This window comes from Uliginosibacterium sangjuense, assembly GCF_059132465.1.
In genome coordinates this window covers 1,321,435-1,347,574 of sequence record NZ_CP101132.1, presented here as the reverse complement: position 1 = coordinate 1,347,574, position 26,140 = coordinate 1,321,435, and the positions used below count along the sequence as shown (strand labels likewise).

25 protein-coding genes are annotated in these 26,140 nt (G+C 66.0%); 8 read left to right on the top strand and 17 right to left on the bottom strand.

The genetic code is table 11. From position 1 onward, the window contains the following. Positions 1–154: 154 nt before the first annotated feature. The 4 genes from ppa to hemN all read right to left on the bottom strand — a co-directional run bounded on the left by ppa (position 155) and on the right by hemN (position 3,224). The gene (gene ppa / locus NMB43_RS06170; RefSeq protein WP_494351274.1) at positions 155–703 is read right to left on the bottom strand and encodes an inorganic diphosphatase; all 549 of its coding nucleotides are present in this window, start codon (positions 701–703) and stop codon (positions 155–157) included. A 93-nt stretch (positions 704–796) separates the two neighbouring features. Then, the gene (locus NMB43_RS06165; protein WP_494351273.1) at positions 797–1,015 is read right to left on the bottom strand and encodes a heavy-metal-associated domain-containing protein; all 219 of its coding nucleotides are present in this window, start codon (positions 1,013–1,015) and stop codon (positions 797–799) included. 37 nt (positions 1,016–1,052) lie between these two features. Continuing rightward, positions 1,053–1,784 carry a sulfite exporter TauE/SafE family protein gene (locus NMB43_RS06160; RefSeq protein ID WP_494351272.1) on the bottom strand — a complete coding sequence of 244 codons (732 nt, stop codon included), beginning with the start codon at positions 1,782–1,784 and terminating at the stop codon, positions 1,053–1,055. A 54-nt stretch (positions 1,785–1,838) separates the two neighbouring features. Then, complete coding sequence (gene hemN / locus NMB43_RS06155) at positions 1,839–3,224, bottom strand: oxygen-independent coproporphyrinogen III oxidase (protein ID WP_494351271.1); 1,386 nt, start codon at positions 3,222–3,224, stop codon at positions 1,839–1,841. A 91-nt stretch (positions 3,225–3,315) separates the two neighbouring features. Between hemN and fnr the strand changes: the two genes are divergently transcribed. Beyond that, the gene (fnr, locus tag NMB43_RS06150) at positions 3,316–4,053 is read left to right on the top strand and encodes a fumarate/nitrate reduction transcriptional regulator Fnr (RefSeq protein WP_494351270.1); all 738 of its coding nucleotides are present in this window, start codon (positions 3,316–3,318) and stop codon (positions 4,051–4,053) included. A 63-nt stretch (positions 4,054–4,116) separates the two neighbouring features. Here the strand turns inward: fnr and NMB43_RS06145 are convergent, their stop codons facing one another. The 4 genes from NMB43_RS06145 to NMB43_RS06130 are packed head-to-tail and all read right to left on the bottom strand — an operon-like array spanning position 4,117 to position 8,662. Beyond that, entirely contained in the window at positions 4,117–5,745 is a 1,629-nt protein-coding gene (locus tag NMB43_RS06145; protein WP_494351269.1) for an NAD(P)-binding protein, read from the bottom strand. Positions 5,746–5,758: 13 nt separating this feature from the next. After that, complete coding sequence (locus NMB43_RS06140; RefSeq protein ID WP_494351268.1) at positions 5,759–6,811, bottom strand: thiamine pyrophosphate-dependent enzyme; 1,053 nt, start codon at positions 6,809–6,811, stop codon at positions 5,759–5,761. A gap of 11 nt (positions 6,812–6,822) precedes the next feature. Then, the gene (locus NMB43_RS06135) at positions 6,823–8,088 is read right to left on the bottom strand and encodes a transketolase C-terminal domain-containing protein (protein WP_494351267.1); all 1,266 of its coding nucleotides are present in this window, start codon (positions 8,086–8,088) and stop codon (positions 6,823–6,825) included. Then, a complete protein-coding gene (locus tag NMB43_RS06130) occupies positions 8,081–8,662 on the bottom strand; it encodes a 2-oxoacid:acceptor oxidoreductase family protein (protein ID WP_494351266.1) in 582 nt (193 codons plus the stop codon). The genes NMB43_RS06135 and NMB43_RS06130 overlap by 8 nt, the downstream gene beginning before the upstream one ends. Positions 8,663–8,948: 286 nt before the next feature. Here NMB43_RS06130 and msrP point away from each other — a divergent pair, with 286 nt between their 5' ends. From msrP to NMB43_RS06115, 3 genes are all read left to right on the top strand, one after another. After that, positions 8,949–9,893 (top strand): protein-methionine-sulfoxide reductase catalytic subunit MsrP, encoded by a 945-nt coding sequence (gene msrP, locus NMB43_RS06125; RefSeq protein ID WP_494351265.1) that lies wholly within the window; start codon positions 8,949–8,951, stop codon positions 9,891–9,893. 85 nt (positions 9,894–9,978) lie between these two features. Next, positions 9,979–10,659, top strand: a complete 681-nt coding sequence (gene msrQ, locus NMB43_RS06120) for a protein-methionine-sulfoxide reductase heme-binding subunit MsrQ (RefSeq protein ID WP_494351264.1) — start codon at positions 9,979–9,981, stop codon at positions 10,657–10,659. Then, complete coding sequence (locus NMB43_RS06115; RefSeq protein ID WP_494351263.1) at positions 10,656–11,279, top strand: HAD family hydrolase; 624 nt, start codon at positions 10,656–10,658, stop codon at positions 11,277–11,279. The genes msrQ and NMB43_RS06115 overlap by 4 nt, the downstream gene beginning before the upstream one ends. Before the next feature lie 46 nt (positions 11,280–11,325). On the opposite strand, the gene mog is transcribed toward NMB43_RS06115, so the two are convergent. After that, a complete protein-coding gene (gene mog / locus NMB43_RS06110; RefSeq protein WP_494351262.1) occupies positions 11,326–11,943 on the bottom strand; it encodes a molybdopterin adenylyltransferase in 618 nt (205 codons plus the stop codon). Next, positions 11,936–12,496, bottom strand: a complete 561-nt coding sequence (gene yjgA / locus NMB43_RS06105; RefSeq protein WP_494351261.1) for a ribosome biogenesis factor YjgA — start codon at positions 12,494–12,496, stop codon at positions 11,936–11,938. The genes mog and yjgA overlap by 8 nt, the downstream gene beginning before the upstream one ends. A 119-nt stretch (positions 12,497–12,615) precedes the next feature. On the opposite strand from yjgA, the gene pmbA reads away from it, so the two are divergent. Both pmbA and NMB43_RS06095 read left to right on the top strand, forming a co-directional pair. Then, positions 12,616–13,986 carry a metalloprotease PmbA gene (gene pmbA, locus NMB43_RS06100; protein WP_494351260.1) on the top strand — a complete coding sequence of 457 codons (1,371 nt, stop codon included), beginning with the start codon at positions 12,616–12,618 and terminating at the stop codon, positions 13,984–13,986. Positions 13,987–14,234: 248 nt separating this feature from the next. Beyond that, entirely contained in the window at positions 14,235–15,323 is a 1,089-nt protein-coding gene (locus NMB43_RS06095; protein ID WP_494351259.1) for a TRAP transporter substrate-binding protein, read from the top strand. Between the two features lie 53 nt (positions 15,324–15,376). Here NMB43_RS06095 and NMB43_RS06090 read toward each other — a convergent pair whose 3' ends face one another. Next, complete coding sequence (locus tag NMB43_RS06090) at positions 15,377–15,817, bottom strand: cupin domain-containing protein (protein ID WP_494351258.1); 441 nt, start codon at positions 15,815–15,817, stop codon at positions 15,377–15,379. 32 nt (positions 15,818–15,849) lie between these two features. Continuing rightward, on the bottom strand, positions 15,850–16,752 hold the full coding sequence (locus NMB43_RS06085; protein ID WP_494351257.1) for a TraB/GumN family protein: 903 nt from the start codon (positions 16,750–16,752) through the stop codon (positions 15,850–15,852). Between the two features lie 30 nt (positions 16,753–16,782). Here NMB43_RS06085 and miaA point away from each other — a divergent pair, with 30 nt between their 5' ends. Beyond that, positions 16,783–17,742: a tRNA (adenosine(37)-N6)-dimethylallyltransferase MiaA gene (gene miaA, locus NMB43_RS06080; protein ID WP_494351256.1), complete on the top strand. Its 960-nt coding sequence runs from the start codon at positions 16,783–16,785 to the stop codon at positions 17,740–17,742. A 94-nt stretch (positions 17,743–17,836) separates the two neighbouring features. Here the strand turns inward: miaA and NMB43_RS06075 are convergent, their stop codons facing one another. The 3 genes from NMB43_RS06075 to NMB43_RS06065 all read right to left on the bottom strand — a co-directional run bounded on the left by NMB43_RS06075 (position 17,837) and on the right by NMB43_RS06065 (position 20,191). Then, the gene (locus NMB43_RS06075) at positions 17,837–18,760 is read right to left on the bottom strand and encodes a CobD/CbiB family protein (protein ID WP_494351255.1); all 924 of its coding nucleotides are present in this window, start codon (positions 18,758–18,760) and stop codon (positions 17,837–17,839) included. A 105-nt stretch (positions 18,761–18,865) separates the two neighbouring features. Next, positions 18,866–19,471, bottom strand: a complete 606-nt coding sequence (locus NMB43_RS06070) for a CoA pyrophosphatase (protein WP_494351254.1) — start codon at positions 19,469–19,471, stop codon at positions 18,866–18,868. Positions 19,472–19,540: 69 nt separating this feature from the next. Next, a complete protein-coding gene (locus tag NMB43_RS06065) occupies positions 19,541–20,191 on the bottom strand; it encodes a retropepsin-like aspartic protease family protein (RefSeq protein ID WP_494351253.1) in 651 nt (216 codons plus the stop codon). A 24-nt stretch (positions 20,192–20,215) separates the two neighbouring features. Between NMB43_RS06065 and NMB43_RS06060 the strand changes: the two genes are divergently transcribed. Then, entirely contained in the window at positions 20,216–20,926 is a 711-nt protein-coding gene (locus tag NMB43_RS06060) for a type 1 glutamine amidotransferase (RefSeq protein ID WP_494351252.1), read from the top strand. Here the strand turns inward: NMB43_RS06060 and NMB43_RS06055 are convergent. Together NMB43_RS06055 and NMB43_RS06050 are read right to left on the bottom strand one after the other, a co-directional pair. After that, the gene (locus NMB43_RS06055) at positions 20,893–24,111 is read right to left on the bottom strand and encodes an EAL domain-containing protein (protein WP_494351251.1); all 3,219 of its coding nucleotides are present in this window, start codon (positions 24,109–24,111) and stop codon (positions 20,893–20,895) included. The genes NMB43_RS06060 and NMB43_RS06055 overlap by 34 nt on opposite strands. Before the next feature lie 155 nt (positions 24,112–24,266). After that, positions 24,267–25,898 (bottom strand): methyl-accepting chemotaxis protein, encoded by a 1,632-nt coding sequence (locus NMB43_RS06050; RefSeq protein ID WP_494351250.1) that lies wholly within the window; start codon positions 25,896–25,898, stop codon positions 24,267–24,269. Positions 25,899–26,140 lie beyond the last annotated feature (242 nt).

Here is a 26,140-nt window from a genome sequence, read left to right as displayed (position 1 = left end):
CGCGAGGAAGGAGGGTCAGGGACGATGAACCATGGCAATCACGCAGAACGGGCCACGTGATGCGAAGGGGCGCACTGTACAGGCTTGATGCAAAAAAGAAAAGCAAATTCTTGCGTCGCAGCGAGAGCACGCCCCGCCAGCACAGACCGAGAACTCAGTCGGTCGATTCCTGGGCTGTCTCGCGGTAGGCGCGCACGCCCGCCCAGATCTCCTGCTTGGCTGCGTCAGGCCCCTCCCAGCCCAGCACCTTGACCCATTTGCCCACTTCCAGGTCCTTGTAGTGGCTGAAAAAGTGCTCGATCTGACGCAGCAGAAGCGAAGGCAGGTCCTCAAAGGTCTCGACCTTCTCGTATAAAGGAGAAATCTTGCCGATCGGCACCGCCAGCACCTTGGAATCCTCGCCCGCCTCGTCCTGCATGCGCAGAACGCCAACCGGGCGGCAACGGATCACCACGCCTGGGATGAGCGCAAAAGGCGCGACCACCAGCACGTCCACCGGATCACCGTCGCCCGAGATCGTCATCGGCACATAGCCGTAGTTGCAGGGGTAGGACATCGAGGTGCCCATGAAGCGGTCGACGAATACCGTGCCGGTGTCCTTGTCGATCTCGTACTTGATGGGGTCGGCATGGGACGGAATTTCGACGATCACATTGACGTCATTGGGGACGTCCGTGCCGGGAGTGACGCTCTTGAAGGCCATGGAAGCGCTCTATCGTATGTTGTTGTGCAGCGCACATTATACGGAGCCGAGGCTTACGCCCGCCTTGCAAGCGGGAAAGCCCTTATGCGGGATTCACGTAGACGGCAGTTCGCCTGCAAAACCGCCTGCCACCAACGCAGCCTTCATTTGCTCAGGCTGGAGGCGGGCCGCATCGTAGCTCACCTTGGCCGTCCCCTGCTCCAGTGAGACCGATGCCTCCACCACACCGTCCAGGTCGCTCAGGATGCGGGTCACCGCACGGACACAGCCGCCACAGGTCATGCCAGCAACCTTGATTTCGATCTCCTGCATCTCGTCCTCCGACATCCGGGCGTCAACGACGCCCGATTCACCAAATGCCCAGCCAGCCCTGGCCAGGCTCACAGATCAGGCCCTGCCACAAGCGCCCGCCCAACTCCGAGGCATGCAGCAGACCATACACCCCGAAAGCCGCCACCAGCAGACCGCTCCCGATACGCAAGGCGGGATGTCGCGTCATAGCGCGCAGGCGGACCAGCGCCATGCCTGCCAGCAAGAGATTGGGCAAGGTGCCCAGGCCGAAGGCGAGCATCAGAGCCGCACCATGGGCGGCTGAACCGCTCACCAGAGCAGCGCTCAGTACGCTATAGGTCAGCCCACACGGAATCAGCCCCCACAACAGTCCCACCGGATAGGCCGCAGGCCAGCGTCGGACGGGCAACAGCCCTTTGCCCAGCGGCTGAATCCGCCGCCACACCGCGTGACCAAGCCGCTCCAGGGGTTGCAGCAAGCGGGTGATGCCGCACAGGTACAGGCCTAAAGCCACCAGCATCGCATTGGCCAGCACGTAGAGCGAGATCTGCACCGGCAGCCAGTCGTTGAACAGAAGGCTGGCCGACCCCAGTGCGCCGACGACGCCGCCCGTCACCAGATAAGTCGTGATGCGCCCGAGGTTGTAGGCCAGATGCACCGCCAGCCCTGCGCCCCCCCGGCCGGGTTGCGGCCCGCTCAGCGCGCTGACGATGCCGCCACACATGCCCACGCAGTGCACGCCCCCCAGCAAACCGATCAGGAATACGGCGAAATAACCGGTCTCAGGCATAACACGCATGACGCAGACAAAGGAGCGTCATGGTAGCAGGCAGGCTGTGCCGACTCAGATCACCCTGGAGTAACGGCGCTGCGCCCGATCAGCCCGCAAGTGATGATCGAACACCATGGCGACTGCCCGCACCAACAGACGCCCGGCGTCGGTGACGGTGATGAAGTCATCTTCAAAAGTCACCAGGCCAGCTCGCTCCAAAGCGCGCAATTCTTCCAACTCAGCCGCGAACTCGTGGCGGAAATTGATGTTGAAGCCCTGTTCGATGGCCTCCATCGACAGCTCGAAATGGCACATCAGCGACTGGATGATGGCGTGTCGCATCAAGTCTTCGGCACTGAGGACCCAGCCACGCATGACCGGCAGGTCGCCGCGGTCAATGGCCGCGTAGTACGGTTCGGTGTCCTTCTCGTTCTGCACATAGGCGCCGCCGACACGACCGATCGCCGACACGCCAAAGGCCAGCATGTCGCATTCAGCATGGGTGGAATAGCCCTGGAAGTTGCGATGCAGCCAGCCGCGGCGCTGCGCCTCGGCCAGTTCGTCATCGGGACGGGCAAAATGGTCCATCCCGATGTAGACGTAGCCCTCGGCCGACAGGCGCTCCAGCGCACGGGCGAAAATCGCCAGCTTGTCATCCGGCGTGGGCAGGTCTTCGGCCGCGATACGGCGCTGCGGCATGAAGCGGGTCGGCAGATGGGCGTAGCTGTACAGGGCCAGGCGATCCGGCCGCAGGGCCAGCACCCGATCCAGCGTCTGCTCGAAGCGCGCCACGGTCTGGAACGGCAGTCCATAGATCAGATCCAGGCTGATCGAGCGGAAGCCATGGGCACGCGCGCCTTCGATCACGCCGCGTGTTTCGTCTTCAGACTGCAGGCGATTGACTGCCTTCTGCACCACCGGGTCGAAATCCTGGACGCCGACGCTCATGCGATTGAAGCCCAGTTCAGCCAGCAATCTGACCTGATCTTCGCCGACCTTGCGTGGATCAACCTCGATCGAGAACTCGCCACCCGGCTTGAGTTGGAAGCGTTCACGGATCGCACCGACCAGGCGCCGCATCTCGGCTTCGTTGAGGAAAGTGGGCGTTCCACCACCCCAATGCATCTGCACCACCTGACGCGGACCGGACAGATGCTGCAACTGCATATCCATCTCGCGCACAAGGTAATCGATGTACCTTCCCGACAGCGTGCGATCCTTTGTCACGATTTTGTTGCAGGCACAGTAGTAGCAAACTGTGTTGCAAAACGGGATGTGGAAATATAATGAGAGCGGTCTTTCGATCCCCCCGCTTGCGCGGGCGGCCAGACGCTGCTCGAAAGCGGTAGCATCGAAGGCATCCGTGAAGCGGTCTGCCGTCGGGTAGGACGTATAGCGCGGTCCCGGAATGTCAAACTTTCGGATCAGTTCCGGGTCGAAGACGATGGACTGTCTCATGTTCTCTCTGAATTTTCTCTGGGGACTGTGACAATCGCAGATCGAGCCGTTATTTTGCTTGATAGCGATCAACCTGCAGAAAAGGCCCGAAGTGGATCAAAAAGTCAGCACACCCCTCACCCCGAACAACCTGCGGGTCGCCTGCGCACAGTGCAATCTGCGCGAGCTGTGCCTGGCAGTCGGCCTGGAAGACCAGGACCTGCACAAACTGGACGCCCTGGTGGCCCGCCGCAAGATCAAGCGCGGCCAGCAGCTCTACCGTGCGGGCGATCCCTTCGAGGCGATCTATGCGATCCGCGTCGGCTTCTTCAAGACCGACATCCTGACCGAGGAGGGCCTGGAGCAGGTGACCGGCTTCCACATGGCAGGCGAGATCTTGGGCATGGACGGCATCAGCACCGACACACATGTGTGCAATGCCACCGCGCTGGAGGACTGCGAAGTCTGCGTGATGCCTTACGACCAGTTGGAAGTGCTGTCGCGCGAGATCCGCTCACTGCAGCACCAGTTCCACAAATTCATGAGCCGCGAGATCGTGCGCGACCAGAGCCTGATGATCCTGCTCGGCTCGATGCGCGCGGAAGAACGTATCGCGGCCTTCCTGCTGAACCTGTCGCAGCGCATGAAGCAGCGCGGATACTCGGCCTCTGAGTTCCATCTGCGCATGACACGCGAGGAAATCGGCTCTTACTTGGGCCTGAAGCTGGAGACAGTCAGCCGCGCGTTCTCCAAGTTCCACGACGAAGGCCTCATTGGCGTGCAGCAAAAGTACATCCGCATCCTAGACAACGATGGCTTGCGTGCCCTGCTGAACCACACGACCTGCTGAGCCCCGCCAGCCAGGAAGAAAAAGGCCCGCCTGCGCGGGCCTTTTTCTTGGGTGCCGATCCGCTTAGATCGCTTCAGCCTCCATCTTGATGGCCCCACAGGGACACTCGGCCGCACAGACACCGCAGCCCTTGCAGTACTCATAGTTGAACTCGAACTTCTCGCCCGGGCCCAGCTTGATGACTGCATTGTCGGGACAGACGCCGTAGCAGTTGTCGCACTCGAAGCAGTTGCCGCAAGACAGGCAGCGGCGCGCCTCGAACAGCGCATTGCTCTCGTCCAGCCCCCCCTGCACCTCGTCGAAAGTGCTCTGGCGGCGGATGATGTCGAGCATCGGGCGCACGGTCTTCGGCGCGTCCGTGTAGTACCAGGGATTGAGCTTGTCGAAGGTGGCCAGCTCATTCTTCGGCGGCTTCACGTACTCGGTCCCACGCAGCCAGGCGTCGATATGCCGTGCCGCATGCTTGCCGTGGCCGACGCCAACCGTAACCGTGCGCTCGGAGGGCACCATGTCGCCCCCGGCGAAAACGCCGGCGTAGCCTGTCATCATGTTAGGGGCGACTTCGACCACGCCGTCCTTGAAGCTGAGGTTCGGCACGCCGTCGAGCAGACCCAGATCCACATCCTGGCCCAGGGCCAGCACCACGGAATCGGCTTCCAGCGTATCGAACTCGCCTGTCGGCACGGGCTTGCCCTGCTCGTCCAGCACCATCTTCTCGACCGTGATCGCGCCGCCATCACCGACCTGCTTGATGGTCGACAGCCAGCGCATCATGACGCCTTCCTGCAAAGCCTCCTCGACCTCGAAGTCGTGCGCCGGCATCTTGTCGCGCGTGCGGCGATACACGATGATCGCCTCCTCCGCCCCCAGGCGCTTGGCGGTGCGCGCCACGTCGATGGCGGTGTTGCCGCCGCCATACACGACCACGCGCCGGCCCAGCATCGGCTTCTCTTCACCTTCCATGCTGCGTAGAACCGCAACGGCATCGAGGATCTTGGCGGATTCCGCCGCCGGAATCGCGGTGCGCTTGGCAATGTGCGCGCCAACGGCCAGGAAGGCGGCATCGAACTTGCCTTCCTTCATCGCGTCGAGCAGGTTGTCGACCTTGGTGTTCAAGCGCAGCTCGACGCCCATGTCGAGAATGCGCTGCACCTCGGCGTCCAGCACTTCGCGCGGCAGGCGGTACTTCGGGATGCCGAAGCGCATCATGCCGCCCGCCAAGGGGCCTGCCTCGAAGATGACGACCTGGTGGCCCAGGCGGCGCAGGTGGTAGGCGGCGGACAAGCCAGAGGGGCCGGCACCGACGACCATCACCCGCTTGCCGGATTCCTGTGCCGGCGCATCGAACTTCCAGCCCAGCTTGATGGCCTCGTCACCGAGGAAGCGTTCGACCGAGTTGATGCCCACGGCCGCGTCGAGCTTGCCGCGATTGCAGGCACCCTCGCAGGGGTGATAGCACACGCGGCCCATGACGGCCGGCAGCGGATTGTCCTGCACCAGGGTCTTCCAGGCCTGCTCGTAGTCGCCGCTTTCGGCGTGGTAGAGCCAGCCCTGGGTGTTTTCACCAGCCGGGCAGGCGTTGTTGCAGGGGGGCATGCGCTGCAGGTAGAGCGGGCGATGGGTACGCCAGGTGCCCGTCTTGTTGACCAGCGAACTGCCTACGTCCAGCGTGATCGCAAAGGGTTTGTTCATCGTTGTTCCTCCCTCACACCGGCTCAGCGCCGAAGTAGCCGTAGTGCTTGGCATAGGGTTCATCGGTCAGGCCGAACTTGGCGATGTTGCGATCAGCCACGGCCTGGAAGCGGGCGATCACGTCCAGCGCGGGGTTCTTGCCGAACAGGTGGGCGAAGCGCTTTTGCGGCTTGAGGTATTCCTCCACCGGCAGCTTCTGGCGGATCTTCGACACGCCGCTGACTTCGCCGTACTCGGCCTCGAACACCGGGAACAAGCCGGTTTCCTTGGCCAGACGCGCCAGTCGGATGGTGTCGTGCGACGCGGCTCCCCAGCCCAGCGGACAGGGCACGAAGATGTGGATGTAGCGCGCGCCGCGCATGCTCATCGCCTTCTGGACCTTGTACTCGAGGTCGCGCAGGTCGGCCACGGTGGCAGTCGCCACATAAGGGATGCCGTGCGCCATGGCGATCAGCGGCACGTTCTTGCCCTGACCCCACTCGTTGCCCGGATGCTCGCCCACCGGCATGGTGGTCGCGGTGCGGGCCGAGGGCGGCGTGGCCGAGGAACGCTGCACGCCGGTGTTCATATAGGCCTGGTTGTCGTAGCAGATGTACAGCACATCATCATTCCGCTCGAACATGCCGGACAGCGGACCGAAGCCGATGTCGGTGGTGCCGCCGTCACCGCCCTGGGCGATCACGCGCACTTCGGCCTGGGCCTTGCCTTCCTTGCGGGCACGCACCTTGTAGGCTGCGGCGACGCCGGTCGCGACCGCTGCCGCGTTGCCGAACAGCGAGTGGATCCAGGGAATCTGCCAGGAGGTTTCCGGATAGGGCGTGGAGAACACTTCGAGGCAACCGGTGGCGTTGACGGCCACCATCTGGTTGTTGGTCGCACGCATGACCGCGTCGATCGCGTAGCGCGCACCGAGCGCCTCGCCACAGCCCTGACAGGCGCGGTGGCCGGAATTCAGCGAGTTGGTGCGGTGCATGTCGGCCTGCACCGAGCGTTGCTCGGGCGGCAGCAGGCGGTTGCCGACGGTGAAGGTGCCGGTCTGATAGAACTTGATGGATTGCAGTGCCATGTGTGTTCTCCTCAGGCGACGCGCTGGCCGGTCGGGCCAGTGGCGATACCCACGTCGCGCAGGATGTTCTCGGCGATGGGACCGGAACGGCGCGAGGAACGCTCGCGGTCCAGCTCCTTGTTGACGATGTTCCAGTCCAGATCCAGGAAGTGCAGCGACTCGAGCTGGTCGTGCATGGCTTGGCGGAACACGCGGTGCAGCGAGCTGCGCGTGATCGGACGACCACCAAGGCCGGCAACCACGGTGTAGACCTTGGTATCCAGGCCATCCAGCGCGAGGCGCACGTCGGTGGCGACGATGCCACCGATGCCCACGGCCAGGCTCTTCTCCAGCACCACGATGCGGTGGGCATGACCCAGCGCACGGCGGATCGCGTTGATCGGGAAGGGGCGGAAGCTGCTGATGCCCAGCACACCGATCTTGATGCCATCGGCACGCATCTCGTCGACCGTGTCCTTGATCGTGCCCAGCACCGAGCCGAGTGCGACCACGATGGTGTCGGCGTCCTCGATGCGGTACGGACGGATCAGGCCACCGGACTCGCGCCCGAAGATGTCCTTGAACTCGGCCGCGATCTTGGGGATCAGTTCCAGCGCCTGCATCTGCTTGGCATGCGCGAGGTAGCGCACTTCCGAGAAGGCATCCGGCCCCACCATGGCACCGATGGATACCGGGTTGGCCGGGTCCAGCACTTGGCGCGGCACATAGGGCGGCAGGAAGGCATCGACCTGCTCCTGCGTCGGGATGTCGACACGCTCATAGGCGTGGGTGAGGATGAAACCATCCATGCACACCATCACCGGCAGCGACAGCTCCTCGGCCAGCTTGAAGGCCTGGATGTGCAGATCGGCCGCTTCCTGGTTGGTCTCGGCGAACACCTGGATCCAGCCGCAATCGCGCTGGCTCATGGAGTCCGTATGGTCGTTCCAGATGTTGATCGGCGCACCGATGGCGCGGTTGGCCACCGTCATGACGATGGGCAGGCCCAGGCCGGACGCGTTGTAGACCGCCTCGGCCATGAACAGCAGGCCTTGCGAGGCGGTCGCAGTGTAGGTGCGGGCGCCGGCCGCCGAGGAGCCGATGCAGGCCGACATGGCAGCGAACTCGGACTCGACGTTGATGAACTCGCAATCCTGGATGTCACCGGCCTTCACCATCTCACCCAGACCTTCCACGATATGGGTCTGCGGTGAGATCGGGTAGGCACAGATAACTTCCGGACGGGCCAGGCCGACCGCTTCGGCGATGGCGTGTGAGCCTTCGGTCTGCTTAAGCATGGGTGGCCTCCTTCTGTTCGGCGCGGGCGAGCTGATAGGCCTCGGTCGCCGCGGCGATGTTGGCCTCGGCGATGCGGCCACTGAATTTGTCGCGGATCGCTGCAGTCACCGAATCCAGCGAGATCAGGCCGGAAGCGGCGGCGAAGGCGCCCAGCAGCGGCACATTGGGCACCGCGCGGCCGACGTGCTTCATCGCCAGCTCGGTCGCCGACACAGTGATCAGGCGCTCGGGACGGAATTTGCGCAGGGCCTGCGACAAGCCCAGCTCGGCAAAGCTGCGATTGGTGTTGAGGACCACGTAGCCATCGGCGCGCAGGCCGGCGAAGACGTCGACCTGGTGCAGCAAGGTCGGGTCCTGGATGATCAGCGCATCGGGCTCCATGATGGGCTCGCGCAACCGGATCTCCTTGTCGTCGATACGGCAGAAGGCCACCACCGGCGCCCCTGTGCGCTCCGAGCCAAAGCTCGGAAAAGCTTGCGCATTGCGCCCTTCGAGAAAGGCGGCGATGGACAGCATTTCGGCTCCCGTCACCACGCCCTGCCCGCCCCGGCCGTGAATACGAACCTGGAACATAACGATCTCCCCTGTTGAGAAGTGCAGAACTGCTTGGTTCCTGCTGCGCTATAGCCGACCTATGGCCAACAGTGAGGGAAGACACTAAGACAGGCGGAGGCGATAGCTTCTGCTTATCATCAAGAACCGATGAGAATGCTGTGCGCCGCGCGCGAAGCTTTTTCCAGCCGGGCGGTAAGGAATAGACGCGTGGCCCGGTCTGTTTGTGTGCATCCTGGCGGAACCTCTTGCCGCAACTGCCCGCCCAAAGACATAGAGAATCAAGTACCTGCCCACGGAGACCCACATGCTGACCCGCCGCCCCACCGACATCACGCCTTCCGAGATCACGCCGCGCGAGGTCTACGAGCGTCGCCGCGAGTTCATGAAAGATGCCGGCCGGGTCGCCCTGGCCGGCCTGGCGACCTCGGCCGCCTGGCCTGGCCTGGCCCAGGCCGCCAAGCTCTCCGGCGTCGTACCCGGCCCGTACAAGATCGCGGACAAGCCGACGCCGCAGAAGGACGTGACGAGCTACAACAACTTCTACGAGTTCGGCGTCGACAAGACCGACCCGGCCGAGAACGCACATCGCATGCAGACCCGGCCGTGGACCGTCAAGGTCGAAGGGCTGTGCAACAAGCCGCGCACTTTCGACATCGACGAGTTGATGAAGCTCGCGCCACTGGAAGACCGTGTTTACCGGCTGCGCTGCGTGGAGGGCTGGTCGATGGTGATCCCCTGGGTCGGCTTCCCGCTGGCCGCCCTGCTCAAGGAGGTCGATCCGCAAGGCAGCGCCAAGTACGTGGAGTTCACCAGCGCAGCCGACAAGAAAAGCATGATCGGGCTGTTCACCCCGGTGCTCGACTGGCCCTACACCGAGGGTCTGCGCCTGGACGAGGCGATGCACCCGCTAACCCTGCTGGCCGTCGGCCTGTACGGCGAGACCTTGCCCAACCAGAACGGCGCGCCTATCCGCCTGGTCGTGCCCTGGAAGTACGGCTTCAAGAGCGCCAAGTCGCTGGTGCGCATCCGCCTCCTGGAGCAACAGCCCAAGACGGCCTGGAACACCGCGATTCCGAATGAATACGGCTTCTATTCCAATGTGAATCCGACCGTGGACCACCCGCGCTGGAGCCAGGCCACGGAGCGCCGCATCGGCGAGATCAGGAAGCGCAAGACCCTGATGTTCAACGGTTATGGCGAAGAGGTCGGCAAGCTCTACGCAGGCATGGACCTGAAGAAATTCTATTGATCCGGTCGCGCCGCCCCTCCCCCGGCGGTGGTACGCTGCCGCCGGTTTCCGATCGCGGCCTGCCCACGCAGGCCCCTGCACAAACTTGAACGACACCCTCCTCACGCGCCTCCGCAACGCCTTGCGCAGCCCGCGCCCGCAGCGCATCGCGCAGGTCAAGCTCATCCTCTTCCTTGCCTGCCTGTGGCCGCTGGCCCACCTGCTGTGGGGCTTCGAGCAGGACGCGCTGGGCGCCAACCCGATCGAATACATCACGCGCAGCACGGGCGAATGGACCCTGCGCTTCCTGCTGATCACCCTGGCCATCACCCCGCTGCGCAAGCTCAGTGGCCTGCACTGGCTGGTCCGCCTGCGTCGCATGCTGGGCCTGTACGCCTTCTTCTACGGCGCGCTGCACCTGGCCACCTACCTGTGGCTGGACCAGTTCTTCGACTGGCAGGCCATTGCCAAGGACATTCTCAAGCGCCCCTTCATCACCGTCGGCTTCACTGCCTTCGTACTAATGGTCCCGCTCGCCGCCACCTCCTTCAACGCTGCTATCCGGGCACTGGGCGGGCGGCGCTGGCAGGCCCTGCATCGCAGCGTCTATGCCGTGGCCATCCTGGGCGTGGTGCATTTCTGGTGGCTGGTCAAACGCGACATCCGCGAACCCTTGGTCTACGCCGTGTTGCTCGCCGTACTGCTGGGCCTGCGCGCCTGGTGGCGCGAGCAGGAGCGGCGCGAGCAGGTGGCAGGCAAGTTCGGTCGCGAAATCCGCAAGACATGAGCGTGGCAGTCGAGGTGATCGTGTTCGACCTGGGCGGGGTACTGGTCGAACTGCAAGGCCTGGATGTGCTGCTGGGCGCGCCGCAGGACACGCCACACACCGAGGCCTTCTGGCACGACTGGCTGCTATCGCCAGCGGTGCGCGAATTCGAGGCGGGACGACTGAGTGCCGAGGCATTTGCGTCGGCCCTGGTTGAGGAATTGCGACTGGCGCTGACGCCGGCGCAGTTCCTCGACAACTTCCTGCGCTGGCCGCGCGGCTTCTTCCCCGGCGCCCTCAGCCTGCTGCAGGAGGCGGCGGCACAGCGCCCGCTGGCCGTGCTGTCCAACACCAACGACCTGCACTGGCAGCGCTTCGCCGCCGAGCCAGGTTTCCTGCCCTGCCTGCGACACCACTTCCTGTCCTTCGAATCCGGCCTGCTGAAGCCAGACCCGGAATGCTTCGCTCATCTGCTTGCCACGCTGGGCGTACCCGCCGCGCATATCCTGTTCATCGACGACAACCGCCTCAACGTCGAAGCGGCACGCCGCCATGGCCTGCAGGCCGAACAGGCGATCGGTGTCGACGCCGCACGCAGGCTTTTGCGGGAACGAGGGCTGCTGCAGTCACCCCGCGGATAAGACAGCGCCCCGTCATGCGGGGCGCTGTCTTATCCGGCATGGAGGCTCATACACCCGGCGGGCGCGGCGCGCTCTTGGGCCGGAAGGCCTTCACGATCTCGTCGTTGGTCACGGCGTAAGGCGCGCCGATCAAGTCCAGACAGTACGGGATGGCGGCGAAAATGCCGTCTACGACCAGCTTGCCCTCGGCATCGCGCAAGCCTTCCAGGGTCTCGCGGATCGCCTTCGGCTGGCCGGGAAGATTCACGATCAGACAACCGCCACGGACCACCGCAGTCTGGCGCGACAGGATCGCGGTTGGCACGAAATGGCGCGAGATGCGGCGCATCTCCTCACCGAAGCCGGGCATCTCGCGCTCCCCCACCGCCAAGGTGGCTTCCGGCGTCACGTCGCGCAGTGCCGGGCCAGTGCCACCAGTGGTGACGACCAGGTGGCAGCCGCGATGGTCGGCCAGCTCGATCAGCGTGCTCTCGATCAAGGGCCGCTCGTCCGGGATCAGGCAGGTCTCGGCATGCCAGGGACAGGCCAGCGCCAGGCCGAACCAGTCGAGCAGCGCCGGCAGGCCCTTGTCCTCATACGCGCCACTCGAAGCGCGATCCGAGATCGACACCAGGCCGATGCGCAGCGGGTCATCGGCGGTGGCGGCGCGCGGCAACTCACTCATCACCGACCTCGGCATCGTCGCTGGCAGCCCCTTCCTGCAACGCGTCGTCGAGCCCCTTGAGGATGCGGAAGATCTCGCGGAAGGCACGCGGCGGCTTGTTGTCCGTGTGCTCCTTGATGGCATTACGGCGCAACTGGCGCAGGTGCTGGATGTCCGCCTCGGGCCAGGTGGCGACGATCTCGGTCGCCACCTTCTCGTCCTCGATGAAGCGCTCGCGCATGCGCTCCAGGCGGTGCAGGCGTGCCACCTCGGCCTTGGACACGCCATTGACCTTATCCAGCTCGGCGCGGATCGGCCCCGCATCGGTCTCGCGCATGAGGCGGCCGATGTACTGCATCTGGCGTCGCATCGCCTCGTTGCGGCCGCTCATGCGCTGCGCCTCGCGCACCGCCTCGCGCAGGGCCTCTGGCAGGTCGATCTTGGCCAGGCGATCGGCGGAGAGTTTGATGAGTTGTTCACCCAGCTCTTGCAGTGCGGTCATGTCGCGCTTCTTCTGCGACTTGCTGGGGCCGTGCTGCGTGTGGGGTTCGTGGTGATTGCCGTGGTCGTGCATGACGTTGGAAAAAGGCTCCGGAAATGAAGGGCGGCGGCGCGATGACCGGCGCGTGACGGTAAGATTATAGGGTGCCGCGGGGCCTTCCCCCAGGCAGCCCCTGACGAGATCGCACATCCATGACCCAGACCACCACCCGCAAGACCGACAAGTTCAGTTATTCCAAAGCCCAGTTGCAGGACATCGCGCAGGACATCCTGGCCTACGCCGCCAGCCGCGGCGCCAGCGCCTGCGAGGCCGACGTGTCGGAGGGCTTCGGGCAATCGGTCAGCGTTCGGCACGGCGAAGTCGAAACAGTGGAGTACAACCGCGACAAGGGCATTGGCGTCACCATCTACCTGGGCCAGCAACGCGGCCACGCCAGCTCGTCCGACTTCTCGCGCGAGGCCGTACGTGCCACCGTGGATGCCGCCTTGTCGATCGCCCGCTTCACCGCCGCCGACCCCTGTGCCGGTCTCGCCGACCCTGAGCGCCTGTGGCGTGGCAAGCCGGCCGAGGTCAAGAAGCTGGACCTGTTCCATCCCTGGTCGCCCAGTGTGGAAGACTCCATCACCCTGGCTCGCCGCTGCGAGGCGGCCGGCTTGGCAGTCAGCGCGGACATCCGCAATTCCGAAGGCGCGACGGTGTCGTGCCAGCAATCGCATTTCGTGCAGGCCAACAGCCTGGGCTTCTGCGACGGCTTCGCCACCTCGCGCCACTACCTGTCGGCCTCGCTGATCGCCGGCGAGGGAGAAGGCATGCAGCGCGACGACTGGTACGCGACGCGGCGCAACGCAGCCGAGCTGCCGGCCCCCGAGGCCATTGGCGACTACGCGGCGCGCCGCGCGCTGTCACGCCTGGGCTCACGGCGCGTCAAGACCTGCGAGGTACCCGTCATCTTCGAGGCTCCGCTGGCTTGCGGCCTGCTCGCCAACTTCGTGCATGCGGCCAGCGGCGGCAGCCTGTACCGCAAGTCCTCCTTCCTCGTGGACGCGCTGGGCAAGCAGATCTTTGCCCCCGGCATCACACTGCATGAAGACCCTTTCATCGTAGGCGCGCTGGGCTCCACACCCTTCGATGACGAATGCGTGGCGACATCCGCCCGCGACGTGGTCAAGGATGGCGTGCTGCAAGGCTACTTCCTGGGCAGCTATTCGGCGCGCAAGCTGGGCCTGCAGAGCAGCGGAAATGCAGGCGGCTGCCACAACCTGAGCCTGGCGGCTGGTGACAAGGACCTCGCCGGTCTCGCGCGCGAGATCGGGCGCGGCCTGCTGGTCACCGAGTTGCTGGGCCAGGGCGTGAACTACGTGACCGGCGACTACTCGCGCGGCGCGGCTGGCTACTGGATCGAGCACGGCGAGATCGCCTACCCGGTCAACGAGATCACCATCGCCTCCAACCTGCAGGAGATGTTCCGCAACATCGCCGCCGTGGGCAGCGACGTCATCGTGCGTGGCGCCAAGCGCAGCGGCTCGCTACTCATCTCGCGCATGATGGTGGCCGGCGCCTGATCCTCGCCGCCTCAACGAAGTACACGCGCCCGGCGCCCCGCCGGGCGCCGCATGTCGCCGGAATGACGAAACGGGTTAACCCCGGTATCTGTGCGGCGCGCTCCCGTTCCTATAATCGCAACGCACACAAGACAGCGCCCGCTTCAGCACGGGCCCGACGACCGCCCGCCCCCATTGGCGGCCGCCGGCAGCAGCATCTGGTTTCACCCATCCGATTCTGTAGTGCCGTTCATTCATAGGGAGACAAGATGGAACGTCGTTCATTCCTGAAGAAAGCCAGCGTCGGCCTCGCCGCTGGTGCCGTAGCCACCCCCGTACTCGCGCAGGGCGCCCCCACCGTCAAGTGGCGTCTTGCTTCCAGCTTCCCCAAGAGCCTGGACACCATCTACGGTGCGGCCGAGATCGTCGCCTCGCACGTCAAGGCCGCGTCCGGCGGCAAGTTCGAGATCCAGCTCTTCGCCGCCGGCGAGATCGTGCCCGGCCCTGGCGTGCTGGACGCAGTCAAGGACGGCACCGTCGAGTGCGGCCACACCGCGAGCTATTACTTCATCGGCAAGGACCCGACCTTCGCCCTGGATGCCGCCGCACCCTTCGGCCTCAACAGCCGCCAGCAGACCGCCTGGATGTACGAGGGCGGCGGCCTGGAACTGATGCGCGACTTCTTCAAGGACTACAACATCTACAACATCCCCTGCGGCAACACCGGGGTGCAGATGGGCGGCTGGTTCCGCAAGGAGATCAAGACGGTCAAGGACCTGCAGGGCCTGAAGATGCGCATCGGTGGCCTCGGCGGGCCGGTGCTGCAGAAGCTTGGCGTGGTGCCACAGCAGATCGCGGGCGGCGATATCTACCCGGCGCTGGAGAAGGGCACCATCGACGCCACCGAGTGGGTGGGCCCCTACGACGACGAGAAGCTGGGCTTCAACAAGGTCGCCAAGTACTACTACTACCCCGGTTTCTGGGAAGGTGGCCCGCAGCTCTCGCTATATGTGAACATCAAGAAGTGGCAGGAGCTGCCCAAGGAATATCAGGTGATCCTGGAAGACGCCTGCGCGGTCGCGCACATCACCATGCAAGCCCGCTACGACGTGAAGAACGTCAACGCGCTGCGCCGCCTGGTGGCTGCCGGTACGCAACTACGCCCGTTCTCCAAGGAAATCATGCTGGCCGCGCACAAGGCCGCCTTCGAGTTGTACGACGAGTACTCGGCCAAGAACCCGAAGTGGAAGAAGGTCTACGAGCCGTGGAAGAAATTCCGCGACGACGAACTGCTGTGGTTCCGCGTCGCCGAGAAGAGCTTCGACGACTTCATGTACAGCGTGCCAAGCAAGCGCTGAAGCGCATTGCGCAAACGACAAAGCCATGGCGCATGCCATGGCTTTTTTTCTGCCTACCGGGAATAGGGCTGTGTGGCCGTGGGCCCCACGCCAGCCTCCTGGTAGACCACATCCCCATCCTTGGCCCACAGGAAATGCGGGACGCCGGCCGGCGCGACATACACACCACCAGCCGGGATGGCGACCATGCGCGCGTCATCCGCGATCTCGCCGAAACCGACATACAGCGTGCCCGACAGCACGGTGGAGTTGCGCGTGTCGGGATGGGTATGGACGGGTATGCGCCCTCCCTTGGCCAGCATCACGCGCAGCAGATAGGCCCCCTCCTTCTGCTCCGCGCCGATGACCCAGGCGCCGCGCAACTGCGCGTTGTTCGGCGGACTGAACCACTGCAGGCTGTCGGGAAGGACGGGAGCCGGAGCCGGTCCCTGGGCCCAGGCCGCCGACATCGACAAGAGCATGGCGGTCAGAACCGGCCAGTGAATGTGTCGCATCTGTTCTCTCCCTGCAAATTCGGCGGCTACGCTCACTCACCCTCGCGCAACTGGCGCACGGTGTAGCCGCGCTTGGCCAGCAGTTCGCCGATGTTGTTGGGGCCGACCAAGTGGCCCATGCCGACCACGGCGAACACCTGCTCGCCGCGCTCGGTCCATTGCTGGATGCGCGCACTCATCTCGGCGTTGCGTCGGTCCAGCAACTCGATGCGCATGCGCTCGGGCAGCATCTCGCCCTCGTTCAGCAAGGCCTGGATGCGCGCCGCATCGCCCTTGCGCCAGGCACCCACCATGTCCTCGAGGTAGCCGCCGATGCGGTTCTTCTCGAACAGCTCCAGGGTCTGGCGCAGGCTTTCCAACTGTTCGGCCTTGGAACCATAGGACAGGGCCTGGATCTGCCGCTCCACCGTCTCCAGCTCGCTCACCGGCAGGCCGCGCGACTGGGCACGCTGCAGCACCCAGACATCCACCCCCTGCTCCGGGCTCAGGCCCTGACGCTGGGCGGCCGCGATGACCAGCAGCGATGAGGCCATCCAGGGGCGGAAGCGCAGCACCAGTTCCTCTGGCAGACCCAGTTGCCCCAGCACGGCACGCAGGCGGCGCAGATCGGCGGCCCCGAGCTGGCTATCCAGCCCGGGCTCGCCGGGTGGAATCGCCGCCGCGTTCATCAGCGCCATCTGGTTTTCAGCCTTGTTGGGGTCCAGCTCCAAGGCAACACGCTTGCTCGCGTCGAGCCGGCGCAGGATGCTGTTCGACAAGGGAAAGCAGCCCGCGCTGCAGGCATGCACCGAGCCGAGCAGATACACTGTGCCGCGCGCGCTCTTGGCCTCCCACAGCGGCAACATGCCTTGCGCTCGCGCCTGGGCCGCCAGCAGGAGCAACCCGCAGGCCAGTGCCCAAACTGCACAGCGCTGCCAGCCACGGGCCTTCGCCATCCATCCGTTCAATCCGCTCTCCCTTCACGCATGTCGTTCACCCCCTCCGCTCCCCGCCCCCGCGCCGTGCTGCTGCTGGGCCCCACCGCCAGTGGCAAGACCGCGGCCGCGCTGCGCATCGCGCAGGAGAGGCCGGTCGAGATCGTCAGCGTAGACTCCGCCCTGATCTACCGCGACATGGACATTGGCAGCGCCAAGCCCAGCGCGGCGGAGATGGCGGCATGCCCGCATCATCTCATCAACATCCTGAGCCCGGAAGAAAGCTACGGCGCCGCACGCTTCCGCGAGGACGCGCTGACGCTGATCCACGACATCACCGCGCGTGGCAACTTGCCCCTGCTGGTGGGGGGCACGATGCTCTACTACAAGGCCTTGCGCGAAGGGCTGTCGGACCTGCCGCAGGCCGATGCCGACCTGCGGCGCGAGATCGACGAGCTGGCCGCGCGCGCCGGCTGGCCCGCCGTGCACGCCGAGTTGGCGCGGCTGGACCCGGAGGCGGCGGCACGCCTGCATGCGACCGATGCCCAGCGCATCCAGCGCGCGCTGGAGATCGTGCGCCTGACCGGCCGCCCGCTGGCCGAGAGCTACGCCCGCCAGCGCGAAGCGGCGCCTGCCGTCGACTTCGTGACGCTGGTGCTGAATCCGTCCGACCGCGCAGTCTTGCATGCGCGCATCGCCCAGCGTTTCGACGCCATGCTGGCGCAGGGTCTGGAACAAGAGGTACGTGAGTTGCGCGCGCGTTATCGCCTGCATCTGAACCTGCCCTCGATGCGCTGCGTGGGCTACCGCCAGATGTGGGAATACCTGGAAGGGGAATGCGACTACGCCACGATGCGCGACAAGGGTGTGTTCGCCACGCGCCAGTTGGCCAAGCGCCAGATCACCTGGATGCGCCAGTTCGCCCAGAGCTGGCCGGACTGGCAGGAGATCGACTGCCTCGCGGCGGATGCGACGGAGCAGGTGCTGCGTCGGCTGGACACCTGCCTGTAGCCGTAGCCCGGATGCAGCAAAGCGGAATCCGGGGCCGCAGCATGTGACCGCCCTCCCGGATTCCGGCCCAAGGGCCTTCATCCGGGCTAGGCCATCAGCCCGCCAGGTAGGACACCTGGATCAACAGCAACACCAGCACATTGAGCACCAGGGTGCGGCGGATCAGGCCGATGGTGCTCTGCAGGAACTCGACCTCGGCCTCGTCGCCGGTGCCCATCTCCGGGCGGTCGACCAGTTCGCCGCTCTCGTTGATGGGTTGGCCCAGGCGCACGCCCAGCGCACCGGCGCCGGCGGCGATCAGGGTGCCCTCGTTACGGTCGGGCCAGTTCGGTGCCTGGGTACGCCAGCTCCAGGCGGCGTCCTCGAAGTCGCCGACGATGGAGAAGGCCATCGCCGTCACCCGCGCCGGCAACCAGTCCAGCACCTGGAAAGCGCGGCGTGCGAAGCGGCCGAACTGCGGCATGCCGGGCCCGCCCGCCTCGCCCCAGTAACGACCGAAGAACTCGGTCATGCGGTAGAGCACCGCACCGCTAGGCCCCGGCAGCAGGATGAACAGCAGCACGATGGCGAACACCTGGCGGTGCGATCCCACCAGTGCGCTCTCGATGGACAGGCGCGTCACCTCCTCGGTGCTGGAGCGGCTGTAATCGTGCTTGCGCCACTGGCCCAGCAATTCGCGCGCACGGTCCAGGTCCTGCGCACGCAGCGCAGCATGGATGCGGGTGTAGAAGTGGCTCGCGTGGCGGAAGCCCATCGTGTAGTACAGCACCCCGATGTTGAAGGCGAAGGCCACCAGCGGATGAACCGCAAACAGGAGGGCGTAAACGACGGCGGTGAGCAAGACCGGCGGCAGCACCATCACGCACCAGGCCACCGTGCCATGGCGGGCCTGGCCGTCGTTGAAGCGGCGCTCGAAGGCGTCCCCCAGTGCGGCCAGCGGCGCGTGCAGCCAGCGCGCGGCGTTGAGGGGGCGAAACTGTTCGAGCAGCAGGGCGAGGATCAGCGAAAAGAGAGTCATGCTCGTTCTTCTGAGCGTCCATCGGCAGGACAGGGGAGGGCCGAAGATAGCACATGCGCCGGACACCCTGCGCCAAGCTGGTGCAGACGGCAGGATGCCGAGGATTCAGCGCGGCGTCAGAAAGGCCGCCAGCATCGCCAGCATGCCGGCGGTGGCGCCCCAGATGAAACGCCCCGGCCAGGGCACGGCGTAGAAGTGGGCGATGCGCCCGCCGCGCTGGATGCGATGGCGCTGGTAGTGGTGCGGCTGGACCAGGAAGGCCAAGGGCACCTCGAAGGCCTCGGCCACCTCGAAACTGTCCAGGCGCAGGGTCAGCGGCGCGTCCACCAGGCCCACCACCGGGGTCACGCAGAAGCCGGTGGAGGTGGCGTAAGGCGGTAGCTGCCCCAGCAGTTCGACGGCCGCGGGCGGGATGCCGATCTCCTCCTCTGTCTCGCGCAGGGCGGCATCGCAGGGGCTGGCGTCGGTGGCCTCGATGCGCCCGCCGGGAAAGCTGATCTGCCCCGGGTGATGGTGCAGGTGGTCGGTGCGCCGCGTCAGCAGCACGGTGAGCCCTTCAGGCCGCCGAATCAGGGGGATCAGCACCGCCGCACCGGTCTCGTTACCCTTGAGCGGCCATTCCGCCTCCCACACGAAGTCGTCCACCTGGGCGAAGCGCTCGCGCAGGCGGTAGATGGAGAGGGCCTCCTCGATCTGGGCGGACGTCCACACGCCAGCTAGCTCCCCATTGCGTGCGGCAAATCGTGTAACGGCCGGGACAACACGTTGTGAACCATGTCTTCAGTAACGGCGGCGCAGCACCATGGTCGAGCCATCGCGACGCATTTCCATGCGATTGAGCACGCTCATGCCCAGCAAGACCATCGGCATGTCCGTCTGCACCACCACGCCCTCGACGTTATTGAGCGTGATGTCTCCGATACGCAGGCGGTCGACCTTGACCGTCCATGCCTGCACCATGCCGTTGGCAGTCCCGACGACGCTGCGCTCGCCGCGCTGGAAGTCGATCCCGGCCGCCGCTGCCATCGACGGCCCCATGGCCACCGAGCTGGCGCCGGTGTCGATCAGGAAGCGTGCGGACGCACCATTGATCATGCCGGAGGTGGTGAAGTGCCCGCGGCCATCGGCGACCAGGGTCACCTCCATGCCGCTGCGGCCATGCTCCACCGCCGCCACTGACACCGGGGTGCCGATCTGCAATTGTGCGCTGCGGCCGTCGATCTCCACCGTCGCCGCGTCGCGCGTCACCGCCGTCAGCTTCACGCCCTGCAGGCCCTGCCCCACCGCCAGGGTGCGCGGTGCGCCGCCGTCGATGACCAACACAGCCTTGCCGGGGAAGACGCCTACCAGCGCCACCTCCGTCGCGCCAGCGAGCATCGGCAGCAGGCAGGCGCTCGCACATAAAATGCTTGCCGAGAACCGCTTGAACATCTCCACCCCTTTCATCACGCCCGCATGAAACCCGTTGCCGTCTTCCAGCATTGCCCCAGCGTCCAGCCTGGGCACTTTACCGACTTCCTCGATGCGCGCCAGTTGCCGTGGACGCGCATCGAGGTGGACGCCTGCACTGCCCTGCCCGCCCGCGCCACGGATTTCGCCGGCCTGTGCTTCATGGGCGGCCCGATGAGCGTCAATGATCCATTGCCCTGGATCGAGCCCGAGCTGGCCTTGATCCGCGACGCGATTGCACACGATGTGCCGGTGATCGGCCACTGTCTGGGCGGGCAGCTCATGTCGCGTGCGCTGGGCGGCACGGTGATGCGCAACCCGGTCAAGGAGATCGGCTGGGGCCTGGTGCGCCCGACCAACACGCCGGCCTCGCGCGACTGGCTGGGTGACTATGGCGATTTTGAGGTCTACCAATGGCATGGCGAAACCTTCAGCCTGCCGGCGGGCGCACAACGCATCCTGGACGGTGAGTACTGCGCCAACCAGGCCTTCGTGCTGGGCAAGCACCTGGGCATGCAGTTCCATATCGAGATGACCGAGCCGCTGATCCGCCTGTGGAACACGGAATGGGAGGCGGAATTCCGCACGGCAGCCCCACTGCCGCCCAGCGTGCAGCGCCCGGCGGAGCAATTCGCCCGTCTGCCGCAGGCCTTGCCGCACATGCGCGCGGTGGCCGAGCGCCTCTACACGCGCTGGGTGTCCGGACTGGTGGCCTGATCGCCCCTCGCCAGCATGGCCTCGAAAGCGGCCAGGGTCTGCGGCGCGCTGAACAGGTAGCCCTGGTACTGGTGGCAACCGTGGCGGAACAGGAATTCGCGCTGCACCTCGCGCTCCACGCCCTCCGCCACCACCGTGAGGCCGAGATTGCGCCCCATCCCGATGATGGACTGGGCGATCACCTCGTCACTGCGCGGGCCCGGCAGTTTGCGCACGAAGGAACGGTCGATCTTGAGCTCGTCCAGCGGCAGGCGGGTCAGGTAGGCAAGCGAGGAGTAGCCGGTCCCGAAATCATCCATGGACAGTTCCACACCCAGGCGGCGCAGTGCCTGCATGCGGGTGATCGCCCCCTCCACGTCGTCGAGCACCACGCTCTCGGTCAGTTCCAGCGTCAGGCGCGAAGGCTCCACCGCGCATTGCGTGAGCGCCTGCTCGACCTGGGCGACGAAATCGGCCTGGCGGAACTGGCGCGAGCTGACGTTGATGGCCAGGTGCAGCGCGGCCAGACGGCCACCGGCCTGCTGCCAGCGCGCCAACTGCTGGCAGGCCTGCTGCAGGACCCAGTGGCCGATGGGCAGGATCAGCTCCGAGGCTTCCGCCAGCGGAATGAACTCGGCCGGCGACACCAGGCCGCGCGTCGCATGCTGCCAGCGCAACAAGGCCTCCGCCCCGACCACCCGGCCATCGGCGTCCACCTTGGGCTGGTAGTGCAGCAAGAGTTCATTGCGCCGCAGGGCAAAGTGCAGGTCGTTGTCCAGCGCGTTGCGTTCGGTCAGCGCCGCCGCCTCGGCCGGATCGAAGAAGCGCAGGGTGTTGCGGCCGGCCTGCTTGGCCTGGTACATGGCGGTCTCGGCGCTCTTGAGCACGATGTCCGGCTCATCGCTGGCAGCAAACAAGGCGATGCCGATGCTGGCGGTGCACAAGCGCTCATGGCCATTGAGCTGGAAGGGCTCGGCCAGCAAACGGCGCAGGCGCTCGCCCAACTGCGCCGCCTGTGCCTCGTCCGCCCCGCCCAGCAGCACGACGAACTCGTCGCCCGCCAGGCGCGCCACGGTGCCCGGTTCCGCCACCGCGTGACGCAGGCGTCGCGCCACCTCGATCAACATGCGATCGCCGCTGTCATGGCTGCGGGTGTCGTTGACCGCCTTGAAGTTGTCCAGATCCAGCAGGAACAGCGCGCCGCGCCCGCCCTCCAGGGCCAGCCAGGCCAGGCTCTGGCGCAACCGGTCGTGCAGCAGGCGGCGATTGGGCAGACGGGTCAGCGGGTCGTAGTAGGCCAGGCGGTGGGCCTCGGCTTCGGCGCTTTCGTTCTGCAACACGTCGGTGAAGGTGCCGACGTGGTGCGTCACCCGCCCCGCCTCGTCCTGCACCGACACCAGGGTCAGCCACTCGGCGTGCACGCTGCCGTCCTTGTTGCGGTTCCAGATCACGCCCTGCCACAGGCCTTGCTGCTCGATGCCCGCGCGCAAGGCGGCATAGAACGCATCGTCATGATGATCGGAGCGCAGGAAGTCCGGCGAGCGCCCCACAACCTCCGCCGCCGGGTAGCCGGTCATCCGCTCGAAGGCCGCATTGACGCGCAGGATGACGCCCTGGGGGTCAGTCACCATCATGCCGGCCTGCGAGGCGAAGGCCACGGCGGCGATGCGCAGCTCGCTCTCCACCCGCTTGCGCTCGCTGATGTCGCGCAGCACGTAGACGCGCTGGGTCAGGCGCCCCGACAGATCGCGCACCGGGGTCACCGACAGCTCGCACCAGAAACGGCTGCCGTCCTGGTGCGGGCACAGGTACTCCACACTGCCTGCCACCTCCTCGGTCGAAGTGGCCAGCGCGCGGGCCCGCTCCTGCGCCTCGTCCAGCCCCAGCACGGCCGCTACCGGCAGCCCCAGCAGGGCGCGCTCGAAGCGCCCGGTGATCGCCTCCAGCGCATGATTCACATAGGTGATGCGGCCGTCGCCATCGCACACCAGCACGCCTTGTGAAATCTCGCCCAACGCCTGGTCGCGCGCCAGCAGCACGGCCATATTGCGACGCAGAGCCTCGTCGGCACGGCGCCGCCGGCGCATGCTGAGCACCAGGCCCAGGCTCAGCCCGAGCAACAAGAGACCGATGAAACCGCCGAACCAGAGCCAGACCTTGTACTCGACTTGCCAGGGCTGGTTGAGGATGCGTGCCTCCATCGGCAGGGAGGACGCTGCGATGCCGAAGCGCGCCAGTTGCCGGTAGTCGAAGGCGTACTCGCCATGCACATCGCGGCGCACCGGGATGCGCTGCGCCGCCTCGCCGTGCAGCACCCGCACCAAGGCCTCTCCGGCCGCCACGCCCTGGGCCCGCGCGTTGGTGAGGTAGCCGCCGACGATGCCGTGGCCGAGGTAGAAGCCCCAGGCACCGTAGACCGGTACCGGGCTCGCCCGGCTGACCCGCTGGGCGAGTTCGGCGAAACCGAGATAGACGCCCTCGCGGTCGGCCGCGACCGGCAGCAGCAGGACCAGGCTGTCGGCCGGCAGGGCGGCCAGGCGTTGTGCCAGCTCAGCGAAGCTGAACTGGTACCAGTGCTCGAAGACCGCGCGCTCGCGGAAGGGGTACAGGGCGGGCTCCAGTTCGGCCCGCACGGCTTGCCCGGTGGTCGTGTCATCGCTGAGCAGGATGACCCGGCGCGCCTGCGGGTGCAGGCGCAGCATCAGGGCCACGGTGGCGGCGCCATCGAAGGTCTCGGCCACCCCGGTCACGCCCGGCATTCCGGTCAACATCTCGTCGTGGAAGGAGTTGAGGCCGAGGAACACCAGGGGCCGGTCCGGGAACAGGACGTGGCGGAAATCGCGGGCGAAGGCGAAGGCGTCGTTGTCGGCAACCACCACCGCATCCAGCGGCTTGTGGCTGTACTTGTGCTGCAACAGGCGGCGCAGGTTGTCGAAATGGAGCGGATCGAAGATGCGTTTAGCATCCATGTACTCGACGTACAGCTCCACCGGCTGCGCGCTGGCCGCCAGCGCCTCGCGCAGGCCGGCGGTCTCGCCGTCGGTCCAGTCCATGCCGGCGTGGTAGGAATGCAGCAGCAGCACATGGCGCACCGCCGGCGACTCGTCTCCTCGCGCAACGCCCAGGCTGCACAACAGCAGCATGCTGGCGGCGACGAGTGCGCGCAGGCAAGCCGACAGCCCGACTGGAGATGAACGGTTCTTCATGACAAGGAGCGCACTTCTCAAGCGAGAACGATGCGTATCAGCATTACATATTTCGTCTCGTCCGTCCGGCCGGACGCACCGACCTGCCGCGCTTGTCTGGCGGCGGGTTTGATGACGGACGGGTGCGGGGCAAGCCGTCCGGGTGCGTCGGCCGGTCAGACCTGGAAACGGTTCACCATGCCCTGCAGATCGCGCGCCACATGCTCCAGCGCATCCGCCGTGCCACTGGTGCTGGCCGCGCCGGCGCTCATTTCCTCGACCATGTTGGCGATCTTCTCCACCTGCGCGGCGATGCTGTTGCTGGCGATGCCCTGCTCGCGCGTGGCTTCGGCCACCTCGCGCACCAGGGAGAGCGAAGTCTGCGCGCCCTCGCGCACGCTGCCCAGCGAAGACGCCGCCTCGCGTGCCTGCGCCACGCCCGCCTGGGCCTGCGGCACGGCCGCCTCCATCACGCCGACGACCTGGCGCGTGTCGTTCTGCACCGTCTGGATCATCTGCTCGATGCGCACGGTGGCGGTGGCGGTGCGCTCGGCCAGGCCGCGCACCTCGTCGGCCACCACCGCGAAGCCACGGCCCTGCTCGCCGGCGCGCGCGGCTTCGATGGCGGCGTTCAAGGCCAGCAGGTTGGTCTGGTTGGCGATCTCCTTGATCACCGCCGCAATGCCCCCGATCTCGTCGACGCGCTGACCAAGCGCGCCAACCCCGCTGCTGGCCTCGCTCACCGTGCCCGAAATGGCGTCGATCTGTGCCACCGCCGCATTGGCCCGCACCTCGCCGTCACCGGCAAGCTGCGACGCGCTGTGCGACTGCTCCTCGGTCTGGCGGGCATTGTCGGCGATGTGGTTGATCGCCACTGTCATCTCTTCGATGGCAGCCGCCATGGACGACGTGGCATCCGATTGCTGGCTCGCCGCGCTGGAAATCTGACGTGCGTTACCGGCCAGTTCGCTGGCGCTGGTGGTCAGCGTCTGCGCGCTGCGCTTCACCTGTGCCACCAGGCCCGACAGGCTCTGCAGCATGTCGCGCAGGGAGCCGAGGATACTGTCCTGCCCGGTCGGGGCGTTGAAGTTCGCACGCAAGTCGCCGGCGGCAGCCTGGCGCATGTAGGCCATGACCTCGCCCGGCTCGCCGCCCAGTTGGCGCACGATGCTGCGCGACACGAACACCCCGACCAACACCACCGCGCCGAGGGTCAGCAGGGCAATCAGCGACACACTGATCAGGCTGTTCCACATGGCCGCTGCGACATCGTCGACGTACACACCCGTGCCAATCACCCAGTTCCAGGCCGGCACCCCTTTGACATAGGCCAGCTTGGGCAGGGCCTCGGTGCCGCCCGCGCGTGGGAACACGTACTCCACAAAACCCTCGCCACGCTTGCCGGCGTCGACGATCGCGTCATACAGCTTGAAGCCGGCCGCGTCGGTCTTGCCCAGCATGACCTGGCCCTCGCGCTCGGGCACTGGGTCAAGCAGAACCACTTTGCCGTCGAAGTCGTAAATGAAGTAGTAGTCGTTCTGGCCGAAGCGCAGCTTGCGCATGGCAGCCTTGGCCTGTTCCTGCGCCTCGCCGCGCGGCAGCTTGCCGGCGGCCTCCAGGCCCTGGTAGTGGCTGGCGATGCCGGTCGCCGTGTCGACCAGGTGGCGCAGGCGCTCGCGGTGCCCGGCGGTCATGTCGTTGCGGGTTTTGATGACGACCGTGGCGGTCAGCAGCACGAAACCGAGAAAGGCAGCCACTACAAGGAAAGTCAGGCGGGTACGCACCCGCAGGTTGTCGAGCGAGAACATGATGGTCGTTCCGATGCAGGAAAGCGTTGGCTGCGCGCACTTGATCGGCCGCCCCGCAGTTGGGGGGACGCGCTCCGTACCACATTGAGGGATATCGACCCGTACCCACTAGGTCTTTAGGGGTAATTTCAGACCGCTCGCTCCGCGCAAAGCTTGATCCCACCCGGCAGACGCGAGAGGACGCCCGGGGTAGGATGCGCCGCGCACCAAAGCGGTGCCCTGCTCACGACACCAGACCAAGG

Coding starts and splice junctions, on each gene's coding strand:
- pmbA (WP_494351260.1), top strand. CDS start 12,616: ATGACCCAGACCACCACCCGCAAGACCGACAAGTTCAGTTATTCCAAA.
- NMB43_RS06060 (WP_494351252.1), top strand. CDS start 20,216: ATGAAACCCGTTGCCGTCTTCCAGCATTGCCCCAGCGTCCAGCCTGGG.
- msrP (WP_494351265.1), top strand. CDS start 8,949: ATGCTGACCCGCCGCCCCACCGACATCACGCCTTCCGAGATCACGCCG.
- NMB43_RS06050 (WP_494351250.1), bottom strand. CDS start 25,898: ATGTTCTCGCTCGACAACCTGCGGGTGCGTACCCGCCTGACTTTCCTT.
- miaA (WP_494351256.1), top strand. CDS start 16,783: ATGTCGTTCACCCCCTCCGCTCCCCGCCCCCGCGCCGTGCTGCTGCTG.
- NMB43_RS06140 (WP_494351268.1), bottom strand. CDS start 6,811: ATGGCACTGCAATCCATCAAGTTCTATCAGACCGGCACCTTCACCGTC.
- NMB43_RS06085 (WP_494351257.1), bottom strand. CDS start 16,752: ATGGCGAAGGCCCGTGGCTGGCAGCGCTGTGCAGTTTGGGCACTGGCC.
- mog (WP_494351262.1), bottom strand. CDS start 11,943: ATGAGTGAGTTGCCGCGCGCCGCCACCGCCGATGACCCGCTGCGCATC.
- NMB43_RS06165 (WP_494351273.1), bottom strand. CDS start 1,015: ATGCAGGAGATCGAAATCAAGGTTGCTGGCATGACCTGTGGCGGCTGT.
- yjgA (WP_494351261.1), bottom strand. CDS start 12,496: ATGCACGACCACGGCAATCACCACGAACCCCACACGCAGCACGGCCCC.
- NMB43_RS06115 (WP_494351263.1), top strand. CDS start 10,656: ATGAGCGTGGCAGTCGAGGTGATCGTGTTCGACCTGGGCGGGGTACTG.
- NMB43_RS06055 (WP_494351251.1), bottom strand. CDS start 24,111: ATGAAGAACCGTTCATCTCCAGTCGGGCTGTCGGCTTGCCTGCGCGCA.
- hemN (WP_494351271.1), bottom strand. CDS start 3,224: ATGAGACAGTCCATCGTCTTCGACCCGGAACTGATCCGAAAGTTTGAC.
- NMB43_RS06160 (WP_494351272.1), bottom strand. CDS start 1,784: ATGCCTGAGACCGGTTATTTCGCCGTATTCCTGATCGGTTTGCTGGGG.
- NMB43_RS06135 (WP_494351267.1), bottom strand. CDS start 8,088: ATGCTTAAGCAGACCGAAGGCTCACACGCCATCGCCGAAGCGGTCGGC.
- ppa (WP_494351274.1), bottom strand. CDS start 703: ATGGCCTTCAAGAGCGTCACTCCCGGCACGGACGTCCCCAATGACGTC.
- NMB43_RS06145 (WP_494351269.1), bottom strand. CDS start 5,745: ATGAACAAACCCTTTGCGATCACGCTGGACGTAGGCAGTTCGCTGGTC.
- NMB43_RS06130 (WP_494351266.1), bottom strand. CDS start 8,662: ATGTTCCAGGTTCGTATTCACGGCCGGGGCGGGCAGGGCGTGGTGACG.
- NMB43_RS06090 (WP_494351258.1), bottom strand. CDS start 15,817: ATGCGACACATTCACTGGCCGGTTCTGACCGCCATGCTCTTGTCGATG.
- NMB43_RS06065 (WP_494351253.1), bottom strand. CDS start 20,191: ATGTTCAAGCGGTTCTCGGCAAGCATTTTATGTGCGAGCGCCTGCCTG.
- NMB43_RS06075 (WP_494351255.1), bottom strand. CDS start 18,760: ATGACTCTCTTTTCGCTGATCCTCGCCCTGCTGCTCGAACAGTTTCGC.
- NMB43_RS06095 (WP_494351259.1), top strand. CDS start 14,235: ATGGAACGTCGTTCATTCCTGAAGAAAGCCAGCGTCGGCCTCGCCGCT.